Consider the following 18,121-nt stretch of genomic DNA (forward strand, 5'->3'; position numbering starts at 1 on the left):
GTTTATCCATTAAGTGCTAGAGGAAATTAGGCTATGGAAGTTCACCTTATGGCAACAAGGGAATAAGCCAGACGCTAGGGAGCCTGAACTAACCCGGCCCCAACCCTGGTAGCGGGGAAAGGCAGACGCCTGGCCGTATCCTGCAATTTTCGCCATAACTTCATGCCACGCAAGCCGGGCGACGTTTCGGCCCAAAGTGCTGCACAACCGGCAGCGTGTGCGGTAGCCGTAGCAATACCGCTGATGGTATTATACCGACGAGGGCGGGGCCAGGCCGAAAAAGTATCCAGACCCGGAGCTGCAATATCGACTTTACCCACTGGCGAGAAAGGGGCTGGCTGTAAGTTTTGGTTGAGTGCTGCTACCGACATAATAGTGGGCGAATTGGCAGGAGCACCCACAACGGTTCCTGAATTGCTCGACCCGGCCATGATCAGGCAACCCTTTGTTAAAGCGGCCTGTCCGACTGTAGTGAACACAGCCGACGGCCCACCCGTCATGGCTAACGGAGCAAAAATTACCGGACATCGGTTGGCAATCGCCCAGTTCATGCCCGTCAATACACTGCCCAGGGTGCCCGCCATTGAGTTAGTCAACACTTTGCCTACAAAAATAGCGGAGCGGTACCCAATACCGTATCGGGGAGTGGCACCGGCAGGAGCATCAGGACCACAGGCGGTGCCAATCATGTGCGTACCATGCCCGTTTAAATCCTGAACCGGCTCGCCAACAAAGGTTTCGCTGGCCAGGGAACGGCCGGTAAAATCGGGGTGTCCCAGATCAAATCCGTTGGTAAGAACCGCTACCTTTATGCCGGCCCCGGTTTGCAGACTGGGTGGTACACGGCATGATTTCAGCCCCCATGTTGCGTTAAGTACCGCTGCTTCTTCGTCCATTTCATGGTGCGAATGCCCGTTTCCGCTCCCTCGCATTGCTTTGGCGATGGTCTCGGTAGCCTGCAAAAAACCCCGCAAATAATCGTCCGACGTCCTTTGCAGTGATTCGGCGAAGCCCGGCAGGCTTTCAAATGTTGTGTTTGTGGCTAATTCAACGAAGCGGCTGCTCACCATACCTTCACTCGTGCCTCCATCGGCAAACACGAAATATTCCGGATCAACGGACACGATAGGACTGTCCGGCTGATACTTGTAATCCATATCCAGCCGGTGTTCCTGCATGACATGACCACCCACCAGCGCAATGTTGATTTCGGGGAAAAATACGGCATCTACATCTCCCACCTGGTCCAGTGTAACAGCCTGACCTTTAAAATCCCGCGCATCGGCAACGCGTATTCCCTGCGCCACCCCCACCTTTCTTAAGGCTTCCTCATCTGAACCGGTCTTGAACGTAACCACATAACGACCCGTTTGAAAACCAGCATCGTTACGATCTAGAGCAGCCAGCAGCAGCTCCTCGACAGAAGACGACACCCGATTGGGCAATGAGCCATTTGGAAAATCGTTTTGAGTATCATTTGTTGCCATGACAGTATCCCTCCAATTCGCTGGTGATTAATAAACGTTAACGGCTCCTCCTTCGCCTGACCTCAGGTAAGAGCAACAGAGCCCTGCTCCACTGGTTTTGTCCAGTCGACGAACACACAACGGCAAAGAAGCGACTGACCTTACCAGGTAACGGATTCGCCGGGTGGCGGAATCTGAATATCCACATCGGGAGATACATCGGCAACACCCGGAATCTTCCTCAGCTTGCGCGCCACCTCATCGCTGCCTGACCCTGTAATGCAGCCAATCTGGTCCAGCACCTGTTCAACGGTAAAGCCCGTCTTGCTCACCTCTCTGGATACTTCACTCACTGACTGATCTGCGGCCAGTGTGATAACCCATCTTTTCATTTCAGACATAGTCTTCCTGGAATAATGTATTACATGGCGGTCTCCTCTTGACACCATCAATAGGAATAAAACAACGATCCATCGAAAACAGAGCATGTTTGTTCAATAAGCTGGCAGGCACAATTGCACCTGCCAGCAAGCTCAACCAAGTTTAAGTTAAGGCGCCTGAACGAGTCCGGCACCCACACGGGCGGCAGGTTGCGGCAACCGTCGGGCCGATGCCTGAAGCTTGCGCCATAACGTTAGCCCGCGCATAGCGGGCGATGTTTCGGCCCAAAGTGCCGCACAGCCCGCCACGTGCGGAGTAGCCATACTGGTTCCGCTAATGGTTCGGTACCGGGTAGGCCGGGGCCATGATGAAAACACATCCCGACCGGGGCCAGCAATCTCAATTTTGCCAAAGTTAGAAAAAGAGGAAGGTGTTAATGTGGAATCCAGCGAAGCGACCGACATGATGGTTGGCGAGTTGGCGGGGTAACCCGTTGCAGCACCAGCGTTTCCGGCAGCGGCAATAATCAGGCAACCATTGTTCAGGGCAGCTTGTCCGGCAGCGGTATAGGAAGGCTGTACCCCACCCTGCCCACCGAGCGACATCGAAATAACCGCGCAGCGATTGGCAATGGCCCAGTTCATTCCAGCCAGTACACTCCCCCCCACGCTACCGCCTGAGTTTGAGAGTACCTTACCTACAAAGATGGACGACCGATAGCCAATACCATACCGGGGAGTAGCGCCCACGGGTGACTTGGGCCCGCAGGCAGTACCGGTCGTATGCGTACCATGACCGTGAATGTCCTGCACAGGTTGCCCCACAAACGTTTGGCTAACGATCGGGCGACCCACAAAATCGGGATGCCCCAAATCAAACCCCGTATCCAGCACGGCAACGCGTATACCCACCCCACTCCGTATGCTGGGCGGTACCCGACAGGCATTTAGTCCCCAAGTGGCGCCCAGTACCTGTATTTCTTCGTCTATGTCTACCTGCGAATTTCCATTGCTCCGCATCTCTTTGGCAATGGTCTCGGTAGCCTGCAAAAAACCCCGCAAAAATTCATTCGATGTGCTCGGAGCAGGCTGACCAGTGCTGGCCTGTAAGAACTCCGAATACATACTATCGGCAAATACGAAGTACTCCGGGTCGATGGACAGGATCGGGCTGTCTGTTGCCACCTCGGCAAAAGCGCTCATACTACGCTCCTGAGCAGCATTGCCACCCACCAGAGCGACGCCAATCTCAGGAAAAATGACGGCATCGGCATCACCGGTTTTTTCCATTACAACAGCCTGATCATCGAAGTCGCGGGCGTCGGCAACGCGCATTCCCTGCGTTTGCAAGGACTGGTACCCTTCTTCGCTCGCCCCTTCTTTGAACGTGACCAGGTAACGTCCCGTCTCGAAGCTGTTATCGTCGCGTTCGAGAGCCGCAAGCAGTATTTCGTCAACAGATGAAGAGGCCCGGTTAGCAGCCCCGTCGTTAGAGGATTGGTTAGCATCTTTCTTAGCCATGGTAATTACTATTAAAAGGTGATAAAAAGAGGAAAGTGGTAAAATTGAGGGCAGGCGGAATGAACGGAAACGTATGAACGTCCGCCAGAAATAAAAGCGTAAACCTGTAGAAATCGGGAACAGACAACGGCGGAGCCGAAGCCCCGTTAGAAACCTTCATCGTACCGGCACGAATGAAGTGAGGCTGACTAGTGGACTAATCACCCCTTAGCAGAACAGACACGTTCTAACTGACTGAAATTTTGCGTTTAAGATTGATCGACTCACCAGACGCGTTGGCTACGGATGCTACCAGTACCAGTGCTGGTCTTACAATGCGATTACGTTAAAAGGGGCTCTCTCGCTGATCTGTTATTTCTCGTACGTTTACTCAGGCAACTTTTGCCCGTCATGACTTTCTCCGAAAGCCATTTTCTCATCACTACGGCCTATGTTTCCATACCCGTTAATTTTGACAATCCTGCTGCGAGTTCTATTTCAAGACAAAATTGTGCAATAAAAACACCCATACCCAACACTCTTTATTTAACGGCAACTATTTAAAAATCAATCATTTAACATATTTTACAAACAATCTATAGATTTACTTCCTATAGGTTGTTAGGAACGGAATCGTTTCCTGACAACCACATTCTTTTATCAGACGGGGGGCGGCAGAATACGAGTCTGGAACTGCCGATGAAACCGCGCCTTTTCCCAATCCGGATTACTTATCCCTTAGTCGGGAAAGTAGAAAAAACGGGAAACAACATTGATAAACTAATGCGCTACGCATCTGTAGCACCTACTTTGTTTATTCCTTATGCCATTAACCATTACCTTCTTAGGAATCCTGGCCCTCATTGCGCTTATTTCTCTCGTTCGTCTGCACGCCTTTCTGGCTTTTCTGGCCGTGTCGATTGGGGTTGGTCTGGCGCTGGGATTAAAACCACTGGCCTTGGCAGAGGCCATTCAGAAAGGCATCGGCGGTACGCTCGGTTCTATAACGGCCATTATCGCGCTTGGGGCAATGTTGGGTAAATTAGTGGCGCAGAGTGGGGCCGCTCAGCGCATTGCGGTCAGTATCATGTCGCTGGTAGGCACTAAACATGCCCGATGGGCCTTTCTGGTCACGGGCTTTATTGTTGGTCTGCCGCTTTTCTATTCCGTGGGCTTTATGCTGCTGGCGCCACTGGTAATTACGGTTGCCTACCGGTATAAGTTGCCCGCCCTGTATATTGGCCTGCCCATGCTGGCGTCCTTATCCGTTACACAGGGCTACCTCCCGCCCCACCCGGCTCCGCTGGCAATTCTTAAGCAATTCAACGCCGATATGGGCCTGACGCTCTTTTACGGCATCCTTGTTTCCATTCCGGCCATCCTGATCTCAGGCGCCCTGTTCGGCTCGACAGTGCAACGGTACACGACCTTACCGAACCCCGCCTTCATCGCCCCCGACCTTCCCGACGATCAGATGCCTTCAACCCCTGTGAGCTTCCTGACTGTTTTATTACCGATTCTGCTCATCGGCCTGAGTACGCTGGCCAGTCCGATGCTGCCCGTCGGTTCTGCTAGCCAGCAGGTATTGCTGTTCGTAGGTGAACCCGTCGTGAGTATGTTCTGTGCGGTGCTAGTGGCATCGGTTACGCTGGGCATCTGGCGAGGTAAGTCGATGCCAACGGTGACCGCCATGCTCGGCGAGTCGATCAAAGATGTGGCACTGCTGTTCCTGATTTTCGGGGGCGCGGGTGCTCTGAAGCAGGTACTCACGGAGGGTGGGGTAAATCAGGCCGTTGCCGATCTTATGCGCGACTCCACCCTGCACCCTTATGTGCTGGCCTGGGGTATGGCGGCCCTCATTCGGGTGTGTGTGGGTTCTTCGACGGTATCAGGCATTACCACCGCTGGTTTCGTTACGCCCATGCTGAGTGCGCCGGGGGTTGAGCCTAATCTAATGGTACTGAGCATCGGGGCCGGCAGCATGATGTTTTCGCACGTCAACGACACAGGCTTCTGGTTGTTTCGGGAGTATTTTCAACTCTCCATGGCTGACACACTGAAAACCTGGTCTGTCATGGAAACGCTCGTTTCGGTATCCGGACTCGCTGGGGTGATGGCGCTGAGCTGGGTACTGGCTTAAGATTTCCAGCTCATAGTTTGTGATGCCGTCCGTTTCTTGTGGGTCGTTGTTTGGGCAGTTTTAAGAAATTGACCACTCAGCCTACTGACCATTTCCCCAACAAACTCTACCAACAAACATTACTTTTTACCGACCAAGTATTACTATTCCCTTGGTAAGTTGTAAATTTAAGCTTCCAATAACGCAACGAAGCATTGGAAAGCTCAACGTACCCTTACACAACCGATGCCGCCCTCTGGGATGATTTCCTGAGCGGCAGTAAACAGGCATACGCTTATCTGTACCATAAATACGCGCCCACGCTTTACAACTACGGCTACAAGATTGCCCAGAATCGGGAGCTGACTGAAGACAGCCTGCAAGACCTGTTCCTCACTATTCTGGAAACCCGCGAACGGCTGGGTCGCACCGACTCCATCAAGTTTTACCTCATGCGTTCCCTACGTCGGGAAATAGTCCGCAAGCTGACCAGTGAGCAGCGATTCGACCATGATGCCGAACACCTTGACTTTGCCATCGAGTTTTATTACGAACCTACCTGGCTGGATCGGCAGATTTCGCAGGAGCAGTCGACACTGTTGCTGTATGAGTTGAACAACCTCCCCGCCCGCCAGAAAGAAGCGCTGTTTTTGAAATACTTCGACAACCTCAGTTATGAGGAAATTGCCGGAATCATGGGTATTGAGCAGACATCCGTCTACAAAATTGTGTATAAAGCCATTGCGTCTCTTCAAAAACGCATACCAGCCAATACCGTCTTTCTGCTTTTGGCATTCATCCGATAAATTTTAGTAAAAAAGTAGGCATAGCGAGGGATAATCTGTTGAACGAAGCTCTTTGTTGGGTAGACGTCAGCCGGATTTCGTACATGAATATGCCTTTACCCGATTACAACCAATACTCTATCAACGAGTTTGTACTGGATGAATCATTCCGCCAGTGGGTGCTCCAGCCCGATGAGCAGAGTATGACTTTCTGGCATAGTTTCATGCTCGAACATCCGGAAAAACAGGCGAGTATCGATGAAGCTACGTCGCTGTTACTTCACCTGAACGCCCGCTTTAATGACTTGACCGATGCCAGTCAGGAACGTATCTGGCAGGTGCTGGATCGGGCATTCGATGAAAAACAATCGGAAAAGTCGGCGGTACGACCCCTGTCCGGCTGGCAGCGTTTCATTGGGGAGCGACCCGGTTTCGGCTGGCAGGTGGCGGCTTCCATAACGGGTTTTCTGCTGATAGCCGGGGGAATGATCTATTATCAACTACTCCCCAAAGAGCAGCGCATTCACACGACTTTTGGTGAAAACAGGACCGTTACGCTGCCCGACGGCTCTACGGTACTCCTGAATGGAAACACCACCCTTACCTATACCGATGGCTGGACCGACGACAAATCCCGCGAGGTCTGGCTGGATGGCGAAGGATTTTTCACCGTCACGAAAAAGAGTCATCTGGGCGGCCGGGTGAAGTTCGTGACGCATACATCCGGGCTGGACATTACCGTGCTGGGCACGCAGTTCAACGTCAACACCCGCCGGGGCAGCACGGCGGTAACGCTGGTAGAAGGCCGGGTGCAGTTATCTAAACCCGATGAGCCTGCGGGTAAAGTGATCGAGATGAAACCCGGTCAGTTTGCTGCGACCAAACCAAGTGTCGAAGCGGTTGAGATTCGGGAGGAGAGGCCGCAACTGCACACGTCCTGGGTGGCCCATCAGTTTGTGTTCGACAACACAGCGCTGAGCGACATTGCCCAGCAGCTCCACGACACCTACGGGCTGGATATCGTCTTTGAAGACAGTGAACTGGCAAACCGACGGTTCACGGGCAACCTGTCTGACCAGAGCATCGAAACACTGCTAACTACCCTTTCGCTCACATTTGATCTGACGGCCTACCGTACCGGCGATCGTATCAGTTTACGCCATAACCCCTGATTTTAGTCAACAACAATTACCTAGTTCTCTTCGTATGAAAAACCAGTATATTCTCCTTTCTATGCTTCTGGGCGGGGTCTACGTCCTGCCGCAACCCAGCGTTGCGCAGCTATTGACCCGCGCCCAACCGGTCTACGAAAGCACCGCCAGCAGGCAGACAATCTCACCCGATGCCGGTCAGCGCAACCGCCGGAGTCGTTCGCTGAAAAAAGCCCTGTCTGAACTGGAACGGCGCTTCAACGTTAATTTCGCCTACGATGAACAGCTCGTAGCCGGTCGGCAAACCGACGCCGATCTGGACGGTCTTTCCCTCGAACAGGCGCTCAACCAACTGATCGAATCGCAGGGGTTACGCTACCGCAAAGTGAATGCGAACCTGTTTGCCATTCAGGCGGTATCCGCCAAAAAAGTGGGACTTGCTCTACCAGCAGAAAGCTCCGCACCCGCACTGGCGACCGTTAGTAATGCGCTCACCGACGTAACGGAAGCGCCACAGCTTAAGCGCATCAGCGGACAGATCACCGACGAAAATAACCAGGGATTGCCCGGTGCCAATGTCATCGAGAAAGGTACAACGACCGGAGCGACGACCGATGCCAACGGCAACTTCGTGCTGAACGTCAGCGATGCCGCCACAACGCTGACGATTTCGAGCGTGGGTTACGCCAGTCAGGATGTAACCATCGGTACCAGCACAGTCATCAACGTGAAACTCGTTCCCGACGACAGAACCCTCAACGAGGTGGTTGTGATCGGGTATCAGACCGTTCGGAAGCGGGACGTTACCGGTGCTAACGACGTCATCAACACCACCCAGGCCAACAAAGTAACGGCCAACTCGCTGGCAGAATCCATTCAGGGGCTATCGCCGGGGGTTACCGTGCGAAATACGGGCGTACCGGGGCAGCAAGCGTCGATCCAGATTCGCGGGGTAGCCAGCTTCCTGAATACCGACCCGCTGTACATCATTGACGGTATGATTGCCGATGCCAACCCAACCATCAACAACGACGATATCGAGTCCATTCAGGTGCTGAAAGATGCCTCGGCTGCGGCCATTTATGGGTCGCGAGCGGCTAATGGCGTGATCATCATCACCACTAAACAAGGTAAAGAAGGTCCGATCCGGGTGTCGTTTTCGGCTAAATACGGTGTTCAGCAAGTCTACAAACGCTGGGATGTCATGGACGCAGCCAACTTTGCGGCTACCCAACGGACCCAATATCAGAACGCCGGGCAAACGCCCCCATCCAGCGTAGCGACGGCGACGTTCAACCCAAACATCAATACCAACTGGCAGGATCAGGTTCTGCAAACGGGCAACCTTCAGGATTACAACCTGACGCTGTCGGGCGGCACCAAAACCGGAACGTATCTGATTTCGGGGAGTTACTTCGGGAACAAAGGCTATGTCATTGGCAGCGGCTTCGACCGGGCCAGCCTGCGCATCAATACCAAGAGCCAGCTGGGTCGATTTACGTTTGGCGAAAATGCGCTGCTGACGAACTCGAATATCCAGAACTTCCCGGCGGGTAACCCTATTTACGACATGGCCGGTATGCTCCCCGTTATTCCGGTGCAGGACCCCAGCTATATCGACGCGGGTAATCCGGGGGGCTACGGTATTGGCCGGAACCCGGATGCCGTTACTTACGCCTTCAACCCCGTGGCGGTTCGTAATCTGGCCAGCAACAAAAGCAATTACGCCAAGCTGGTCGGCAATGCGTACCTCGACGTAAAGCTGACCGACTGGCTGACTTACCGCGCCAACGCGGGCCTGGAAGTGAGTTTCGATTACACCCAGAATCTACGCCGGATTGGCACCTATCAGTATAGTGCCTCGCCGGTAGCCAGCTCGGTGGGCGAAGACCGGTCGCGCTACCTCAGTATGCTGTTCGAACACACGCTGAACTTCAATAAAGTGTTCGGGATGCACAACATCAACGGCGTGGTGGGTATCAGCCAGCAAACGACCCGTCGCGACATTACGTCCGGCTCGCGTACCAATCTGGGCTTTGCCGGTGGTCAGTATTTCAACACCATCAATGCCGCTACGGGTATCTCGAACTCAGCCGGCGGCACCCCCGACGATTACCGGATTTTGGGCTACATCGGCCGGGTCAATTACGCCTATAACGACAAATACCTGCTAACCCTGACGGGCCGGGTAGACCAGGATTCGCGTTTTGGATCGAATTACCGGACGGGTTTCTTTCCCTCGGTAGCGGCAGCCTGGCGTATCAGTCAGGAGAAATTCTTCCAAGTCGACTGGATCTCCGATTTAAAACTGAATGCCTCTTACGGCAAGCTGGGTATCGTAGTGCCTACGCTGGGTTCATTCCCTTACACAGCTTTCATCAACAACAATCCGAGAACTATTTTCGGAGTTGACCAGACACCATTCGTCGGAGCCTATCAGGCACAACTGGCTAATCCCGATCTACGCTGGGAGGAGCGGCTCCAGCAAAACTATGGTGTATCGGCTTCGTTCCTGAGAAATCGGATCACGACGGAAATCAACGTCTATAACTCGCTCTCGAACGACGCCATTCTAAACCTGGCCGTGCCGGGCTATCTAGGTAACCTGCGCGGCAATCCGTACGTAAATACAGCCTCTATCCGCAACCGGGGCGTTGAGTTTTCGGCTACCTATCGCAACAACGAACACGCTGTCAAGTGGGACGTATCGGGCAATTTTACGACTATCAAAAACCGGGTCGAAAACGTAGGAAACCAGGGCCAGAACATCAACTACATCCAGAGTGGCAACACCCGCTCGCAGGTTGGACTGGCCGTCGGTCAATGGTATGTATTGAAAACGGCCGGCATTTTCCAGAACCAGGAGGAAATAAATAATTACAAAGGAGCCAACGGAACCCTGATCCAGCCGAACGCCAAACCGGGCGACATTAAGTATGTCGACACCAACGGCGACGGACAGATCACTCAGAACGACGACCGTCAGTTTGTGGGTTCGCCCTGGCCTAAGTTGCAGGCGGGTGCACAGGCCAATGTATCGTACGGTCAGTTTTCGCTCAATGTGCAGTTAACGGGCGTATTTGGGTATACCGTTTACAACGACGTACGGCGCGGGCTGGACAGCTACCAGCTCACCAACTTCCGGTCTGACATAAGCCCGTGGACGACGACCAACACCAGTACAACCGACCCTCGGTTAGGACTGGAATCCGGCGATCAGGGAATTATCTCGAACAACTTCGGGTATACGGATCGCTGGCTGGAGAATGCCTCCTATGTGCGGGTGCGCAACGTTGAGATTGGCTACACGCTGCCGAAATCTCTGCTCAACACGATCAAAATCCGTAACGCCCGCGTGTATGTAAGTGGTCAGAACCTGTTCACGATTACAAAATATACCGGACTTGACCCTGATGTAACAGGTGCCAATATTCAGGAGCGGGGCGTTGATCTTGGTCACTGGCCTTCCCCTCGCGTGGTATCGGTAGGCGTTAATTGCGACTTCTAACCCGTTTCGGATAAACTTATCATGAAACAACAGAATGATTTGCTCAACCATGAAAAGGCGGTAAACGCTCTTTCGCTCTTACACTCTTTCGCTCTTTCTTTTAGGATGAAAAATAAATTCATTTCGCTAACGATAGCCGCAACCCTGGCCTTTACAGGTTGCCAGCGTAGCCTTGATATTGTGAACCCCAACCAGGTAACGACCGAGTCGTTCTGGAAAACCCCGGACGATGCGCTGGCGGGTGTCAACGCGGTCTATAGTACCATGCACCGGGGCGGCATTTCGCGCTGGATGCCGTTCTACTACATTATCCGTTCCGATGAAGGACGCAGCCAGAGTCCGGCAACTGACATTGTCAACAACATGGACCAGTTTCTGGTAACGGACTACAATTATGGCAATGCGTATGCCGTCTGGAATGATAACTACATCGGCATTAACCGCGCTAATCAGGTCATCAATAACGTTCCAGCCATCCAGATGGATGCTACGTTGAAAGGGCGGTATCTGGGCGAGGCCAAGTTTTTGCGGGCCATGTACTACTTCCATCTGGTGACGCTCTGGGGCAACGTCCCGCTCATCCTGCAACCATCTGTTGTGGGCGACAAACCCAGCTCGGCAACTACCGCGCAGGTGTGGGCTCAGATTGAGAAGGACCTGACCGAAGCCGCTGCGACCTTGCCAACAACGTACGGCAACGCCGATCTGGGACGGGCCACGAAAGGGGCCGCTTATGCTTTACTGGCGAGAGCACAGATGCAGCAGCAGAAATACACCGAAGCGCTGACACCCCTGCAATGGTTAGTGGAAGGCGATGGAAAAAGTGTGTACTCGCTGATGCCAAACTATCGCGATAACTTCCTGATTACGACCGAAAATAATAAGGAGTCTGTCTTCGAATGGCAGTTCCAGATCAACCCGGCCGAATACACCGACGATGATACGGAAACGCCGAACCAGAACTACGGCACTTCGCTGGCACAGTTTTTTGGCCCTCCGGGCATTGGCTGGTCAGATGGCGAAGCGCAACGATGGCCTACCCGCGAGTTCACGGAGAAAACAACGACCGGCGCCCGCGACCCACGTCTGGAAGCGTCGTTCCTCTTCGACTCGACCGATGTACGTGGTCCTGATTTCACCCAGATTTATGGGCAAACCTTCACCCAGCGCTACGGCCGGGATAACAAACGGGTGTGGTTCCGTAAATTTCAGAACGACCATTGGAAAAATGAGGAAGGTTACCGGTCGCCCAACAACTGGCGGTACATTCGCTATGCCGATGTGCTGCTGATGTATGCCGAAGCCCTCAACGCGACGGGCAAAACAACCCAGGCTTACACCTACGTCGATCAGGTACGCAGGCGGGCTGGATTACCCACGCTGACGGTTGCGAAACCGGGTCTCACGCAAGCGCAGTTCCTGACCCAGCTGAAGCACGAGCGGTTACTGGAACTGTCGGGCGAAGGCCACCGCTGGAACGACCTCGCCCGTTGGGGTGACCTTGGTACGCAATTAGCTGTCCGGGACCCGGCTTTCTCTACCTTTGTAAAAGGCAAGAGCGAGCTGCTGCCCATCCCGCAACTGGACCGGGATTTAAACCCGAACCTGCTGCAAAACCCAAACTATTGATTTTTTGCCACAAAGCGACACGGAGAAGACACAGAGTTACACGGAGAAATTATAAAGAAAACCCTCTATGCAACTCCGTGTCTTCTCCGTGTCGCTTTGTGGCGAAAAACCTATCTCAACGATGAAAAACTACCTGTTTGTACTCCTGGCGCTGGTGATCGCCTGTCAATCGGCCGATAAGCCCAATCCTACCCCGACTCCCCCCGTTACGAGTGTCGATACCGTTGGAAAATTCCAGAATCCACTCCTTACGGCCGCTCCTGATCCCTGGGTGACGTATAAAGACGGTTTTTATTACGTGATGCACACCACCGGAAATAACCTGCGCATCTACAAAACAGCCGCCATGAGCCGCCTGGGATCGGCGCGGCCGGTCACCGTCTGGACACCCCCCGCAACAGGACCGAACTCCCGCGACATCTGGGCACCCGAACTGCATTTCGCGAATGGTAAGTGGTATATCTACTACGCTGCCGACAATAACGGCAACGACGCTACGCACCGTATGTTCGTTCTGGAAAATGAATCCGCCGACCCAACGCAGGGAACGTGGATCGACCGGGGCCAACTTAACTTACCCGAAAACAAATGGGCAATTGACGGCACGCTGCTTCAACAAAACGGTCAGCTGTATTTTGCCTGGTCGGGATGGGAAACGGATCTGGGTGGGTCGCAGCACATCTACATCGCTAACTTATCGAATCCCTACACCGTTGCCAGTACGGCCCGAATTAAGCTCTCTTCGCCGGAGTATGCCTGGGAAAAGAACGGCTTCGGCGTCAACGAAGGACCGGAATTTCTGGTGCATAACAACAAAGTATTCCTTATCTATTCGGCCAGTTTCTGCGGAACCGACCTGTACGCCCTGGGGCAGCTCTCGGCCGATACCAGCACCGATCTGCTCAAACCAGCTTCGTGGACGAAGTCGGCCACACCTGTTTTTGGTCCAAATGGGGGAAATGGTACGTTTGGTGTGGGACACAATAGCTTCTTCACCACGCCCGACGGAAAAGAAAACTGGCTCATTTACCACGCCAATGCCGCTGCGGGGCAGGGCTGCGGCAACAACCGCTCCATTCGTATGCAGCCCTTCACCTGGAAAGCCGACGGTTCGCCGGATTTTGGCAGTGCATCACCAATAACGCAATGGATCAAGCGGCCCAGCGGTGAGTGAGCTGGCGCGATCCGTTCGTAAATAATATGAAGTAGGAATGATTGAGCTATACGTTTTGGTCATCCCGACCGGCGGACCGGTCGGGATGACCAAAACGTAATTATTTAAAAAAATTAAGCGTTTACGTACCTATTTAATCTGGCGCGAGCACTGTCTGGCTACTTTCAGACCACACTTTCCTCAATCCGAACCGCTACCTCGGCCCTATACCTCCGCTGGAAATAGATAAACGACCCAATCACCAGCACGCCGTACACGACCGACAGGATGTAAGCACCGTCCATAAAAAACTCCTGGTAGCTGATGTTGGCATGGCCGAAATTCTTGTAAAGTAACACGCCGACACTGCCCAGATAGCCGTACCAGTCAGCCAGCGTGACCATAAACCCGACTGTACTGACATAGCGAAAAGAGGCAATGAGCCGCTCAAAATACAGGCCGTTGCAGGGCACGTAGGCCATGTAGAGGCCCAGGCCGGTCAACAGGAACCAATTGCCTGCCGACAGTGAGCCTAATGAGTACGCATACGTACTTAGACCTACCAGAGCGCCCCCCAACAGCATAAGGCCATTGAGCAGCGCAAACGCCCGGAAGTTCTGGGTTATGCGTTGAAGCAACGCCATTACTACCAGAATACCCAGGGCGACCAGCGTTTCGGTTTTGGCAAAAATACCGGGGTTCTCCACACCCGCATCTTTGAGGATTTCAGGACCGAAGTTGTCGCGAAAATCCCGAAAGGCAGAAAGAAGCACGTACGAAGCGATAAGCAAGATCAAACCCGGCCGGAAGTTGCGCACAAAGGCGCCCCGTTCAGCACTATCCATAGGCTTGCGTTCAGTACGCAGGGCCCGGTCTTCGTCGGTGGGGGGCGGCAGTAAGGTCAGCGCGTAGACCGAAAGCAGCATGGGCAGCACAAACAGCATACCCGTTACGAAGGGAAGCCAGAACTCCGACACGCCCCAATCGGCGCGAATGGTGAGCGCCACCGTTTTCACGAAGCCCGATGCGAAAATAAAGGAAGCCGTTAGCCCCGCCACCAGCCCGTCCGTTTGCCGACGTCCTTCCAGAAACCCGATCATCGTACCGTAAACCATACCCAACGGCAAGCCATTCAGGAACAGAAAGATGATATTGTACGGGGCCGGAACCAGCGCAAAGCCGAGCAAAGCCAGCAATGCAAACCCCACAAAAAATAGCAGACTAACAGCCCGACGTCCCGGCGACATTTCGGCCACGACCTTCACCCCAATCCCTTTCGACACCGCATAGCCAAACACTTGGGCCGTTACGAGCCAGATTTTGTAACTGATCCCTGCGAAGGCCATCCCCTCAAACGTAACGGCGGTGATCCCTTTTCGGAAAGCATACATGCAGGCGTAGGTGCAGAAAGCGGCTGTGGCGCCGAAAAGCATAAACGCCGTCGGATTACGTAAAAAAGCAGGGGATTTCACAAATAGCTTGCGTTACTGTTGATGAATAAAGCGTTTAACGAATTTTCGACGGCTAAAAACAGACTTAGAAGAACGCAAGATAGAACAAAAATGGCTTGGTGGTGTAGTGCCGACCGTCGGCCCGGCGACGGTCGGCACTACTTTAATACTCACCATTCTGCTGGCGGTAGTGTTCGGCACGCTGGTCGGCGCGGTCGTCCATCTCGGGGCCTTTTTGGATTTTGCGCCAGTCGAAAACCTTTTTATAGGGCTTCATAGCCGCCTGTGGGTCAAATACCCGGCCGTCGGGCAGCACCACTTCATAGGGCCGAAAGTCGGGTTTATCGGTAAAGAAATCCTGCAACAGCGAAGCCGTCTGGTCGTACTGGTTCACATACGGCACACCGAGGATGTTGTACATCGTTTTGAGTACCGACCCGAAGTTGGCGTGGGTGTGCGACACATACCCACGCTTCACATATGGCCCGGCCATCAGCAGTACAGATCGGTGCGCGTCAACATGGTCGACGCCCCCCTGCGGATCGTCTTCGGTGATGATGACGAGCATATTCTTCCAGTATTTGGTGCGCGACAGAAAATGCAGTACTCGTCCAACGGCGAGGTCGTTATCAGCCATGTAGGAATGTAAATACGGATAGGCGAAATCCGGGCGCGGTCCGGCACCGTGGTCGTTTGGTATCTGCATGGTCACGAACTGGGGCATTTTCTCTTTGCCCTTTATCCACTTCGCCGTAAACTCCCGCTCGAACTGTTCCATGCGGTACTGGTCGGGTACATTGGTGTTGTACCCGGCAAAGTCGCGTGAGGTGTGTGGGTACACGGCTTTCGGCATGGGAAACACGACCGACTGAGCCGCGCCGAACTGCGTCGTTGTCCATTCTTCTACATTCCCGGCAAACTCATTAACCTGGCCGAAGTTGTAGAGCGAAATTTTGTTGCGCTCGAAGGCTTCCCAGAGACCACCGATCTCGTTGTAGTCTTCGGGATCTATCGCGCCGGAAGCTTTGGGGAACCGCCGACCCGGTGCTTTGGAATCCATGTCGAACCGTCCTTCCGAAGCGGCATTGGCCTCCACCCATTCGTTAGGGATCGTGCCCAACATCCAGTGGTGACCGTGAATACTGGCGTCCGAATCGCAATAGAAATTATCGGAGAAAGCAAACTGCCTTGCCACCCGGATGTGGTTCGGCATAATATCGGCACCCGTTACCCGCACGCTATCCACGGCATTGTCCGTGGTTCGGCCGCTGGTTCCCCGGCTGGTCGAAACGCGGGTTTTGATGGTGACGCCCTCACCAAATCGGGCCAGTGTCGAATCGCCATTGGCCGACTTCAGTTGCCCCAATACTTCGTCGTACGTCCGGTTTTCTTTGGTGATGTACACAATATGTTTAATGGGCGACTGGCGGGTTTTGGGCAATACCGGCAATGGATTTCGGCCATCGTCGGTAAGGGTAACGGTTTCGTAAGTATTGGCTAACACCTGTTTGGTGTAGGTCGCTAACAGAGCGGCATCCGGCACGGCAACTGCCTGAAAAGTGCCCAGTTGAATATCGCCAATGTACGTCCCCTGTGGTGGTTTCACGAATGTAGCACCCCCGTTCGGGCCAGCCCCGTGACCTCTGGCCGATATGACATACACGGTCTTCTCATCCGGCGACAGCGCCACACGCGTGGGTCCCCAGCCAGTTGGAATCAGCCCCCGAACCTTACGCGTCGGCACATCCACAACAGCCACCGCATTGAGCGCCAGCAAAGCAACATACAGGGTTTTCTGGTCGCTGGTCAAAGCCATACCGAACGGCATCAGCCCCCGGTATCGATCCAGTTTTGGATCGACTTTAAGGGAGATCGTACCCACCGGTTTTTTTCCTGATTTACCGGGCTGCTTGTAATCCAGAATAGAAATATTGTCGTTTGTGGCATTGGACACGTACGCGTACCGGCTGCCCACCACCACCGAGTTGGGCGACGACCCACCCACGACCTCGGCTTCTTCAATCATTTCGCCGATCTGCACGCCCGGCTTGGCCTTATTTACTACCTTGTTTGTACTCAGATTTACCGTCCAGACGCTCATAGCTTCATCGACCAGAGGGCTACCCAGTCCGGGAATCCGGCGCCCTTCCACCTCCACGCCTTCGGCCGACTCTTTGGTATGGGCCGCATAGGGCGGAAACTTGAGTGCCATGGTATCTTTATTGGTTTTGGTAACACCCGGCACCTTTGGGTAGGCATACAGGCCCACATTCGCCACAAAGGCCAGTTTACGGTCGGGGCTGATGGCGAGGCCGAAGGGTTGACGACCTGTAGGAATGGACGCGGAGATTTTTTTAGTGGCCATATCAATGCGTACCAGCCGGAAATTGGCCCGGTCAAGCACCAGCAGCTCATTGCCGTTCAACAGCAAATCCGACGTGAAGCTATCAGTGTAGCCATTGCCATCAAGACTAATACTGTCAATCGTTCGAAATTGCTCGGTATCGAAGACCAGCACCCGTCCTTTATCGCCGTTGCTGAGGTAAGCCGTGCGGTTGTCGGGCGCAAAGGCTACGCCCAGAAACGAACCCGCTTTCAGCGCCGGGGGAATTTTGCCCGCGTAATCGGGGACGCGGGTGGCCTGCAAATCGGCTAAGTTGACTACCGTTAAGATGCCATCGTGCAGCGAAACCGCTTTCTGTCCATTGGACGAAATGGCGAGTCCAAACGGGTCATTGGCAATGCGGATGGTTTGACCCGCTGGTGTTACATAGCGACCGCTGGGCAGAACAGACTTTCCGTTAATGTCTATCTTACAAAACTCCGCTCTACCGGGCACCTGTAAGGTTGTGTAGGTTTTGGCACCAGCAGATGCCGCAGCGATCCGTGGAGGAGGCTGGGCAACAGTTTGGCTAGAAGCGAAAAGTAACAGATACAGGGAAAGGTGCTTCATAGTAGGGCTGATGAAAAGGTGGGTGA

General features: G+C 53.7%; 11 protein-coding genes. 6 read left to right on the forward strand and 5 right to left on the reverse strand.

The window, feature by feature from the left end; translation table 11 throughout:
• Positions 1-74: 74 nt before the first annotated feature.
• The 3 genes from ACYVJM_RS08135 to ACYVJM_RS08145 all read right to left on the reverse strand — a co-directional run bounded on the left by ACYVJM_RS08135 (position 75) and on the right by ACYVJM_RS08145 (position 3,367).
• A complete protein-coding gene (locus ACYVJM_RS08135; RefSeq protein ID WP_461147690.1) occupies positions 75-1,487 on the reverse strand; it encodes a S8 family serine peptidase in 1,413 nt (470 codons plus the stop codon).
• Positions 1,488-1,627: 140 nt separating this feature from the next.
• A complete protein-coding gene (locus ACYVJM_RS08140) occupies positions 1,628-1,858 on the reverse strand; it encodes a hypothetical protein (RefSeq protein WP_461147691.1) in 231 nt (76 codons plus the stop codon).
• Positions 1,859-2,014: 156 nt separating this feature from the next.
• Positions 2,015-3,367: a S8 family serine peptidase gene (locus ACYVJM_RS08145; RefSeq protein WP_461147692.1), complete on the reverse strand. Its 1,353-nt coding sequence runs from the start codon at positions 3,365-3,367 to the stop codon at positions 2,015-2,017.
• A gap of 802 nt (positions 3,368-4,169) precedes the next feature.
• On the opposite strand from ACYVJM_RS08145, the gene ACYVJM_RS08150 reads away from it, so the two are divergent.
• The 6 genes from ACYVJM_RS08150 (at position 4,170) to ACYVJM_RS08175 (ending at position 13,712) form a co-directional block, all read left to right on the forward strand.
• The gene (locus ACYVJM_RS08150; RefSeq protein WP_461147693.1) at positions 4,170-5,486 is read left to right on the forward strand and encodes a gluconate:H+ symporter; all 1,317 of its coding nucleotides are present in this window, start codon (positions 4,170-4,172) and stop codon (positions 5,484-5,486) included.
• Positions 5,487-5,680: 194 nt separating this feature from the next.
• Positions 5,681-6,271 (forward strand): RNA polymerase sigma factor, encoded by a 591-nt coding sequence (locus tag ACYVJM_RS08155; protein WP_461147694.1) that lies wholly within the window; start codon positions 5,681-5,683, stop codon positions 6,269-6,271.
• 83 nt (positions 6,272-6,354) lie between these two features.
• The gene (locus tag ACYVJM_RS08160) at positions 6,355-7,422 is read left to right on the forward strand and encodes a FecR family protein (RefSeq protein WP_461147695.1); all 1,068 of its coding nucleotides are present in this window, start codon (positions 6,355-6,357) and stop codon (positions 7,420-7,422) included.
• Positions 7,423-7,456: 34 nt separating this feature from the next.
• Positions 7,457-10,909, forward strand: coding sequence for a SusC/RagA family TonB-linked outer membrane protein (locus ACYVJM_RS08165; RefSeq protein ID WP_461147696.1), 3,453 nt, complete (start codon positions 7,457-7,459; stop codon positions 10,907-10,909).
• A 105-nt stretch (positions 10,910-11,014) separates the two neighbouring features.
• Positions 11,015-12,538, forward strand: coding sequence for a RagB/SusD family nutrient uptake outer membrane protein (locus ACYVJM_RS08170; protein ID WP_461147697.1), 1,524 nt, complete (start codon positions 11,015-11,017; stop codon positions 12,536-12,538).
• A 67-nt stretch (positions 12,539-12,605) separates the two neighbouring features.
• Positions 12,606-13,712 carry a glycoside hydrolase family 43 protein gene (locus ACYVJM_RS08175; RefSeq protein WP_461147698.1) on the forward strand — a complete coding sequence of 369 codons (1,107 nt, stop codon included), beginning with the start codon at positions 12,606-12,608 and terminating at the stop codon, positions 13,710-13,712.
• A gap of 164 nt (positions 13,713-13,876) precedes the next feature.
• On the opposite strand, the gene ACYVJM_RS08180 is transcribed toward ACYVJM_RS08175, so the two are convergent.
• On the reverse strand, positions 13,877-15,163 hold the full coding sequence (locus ACYVJM_RS08180; protein WP_461147699.1) for a DUF5690 family protein: 1,287 nt from the start codon (positions 15,161-15,163) through the stop codon (positions 13,877-13,879).
• Between the two features lie 142 nt (positions 15,164-15,305).
• Complete coding sequence (locus tag ACYVJM_RS08185) at positions 15,306-18,095, reverse strand: phosphoesterase (RefSeq protein WP_461147700.1); 2,790 nt, start codon at positions 18,093-18,095, stop codon at positions 15,306-15,308.
• Positions 18,096-18,121: the final 26 nt, after the last annotated feature.

It is taken from the genome of Spirosoma pulveris (genome assembly GCF_054781875.1).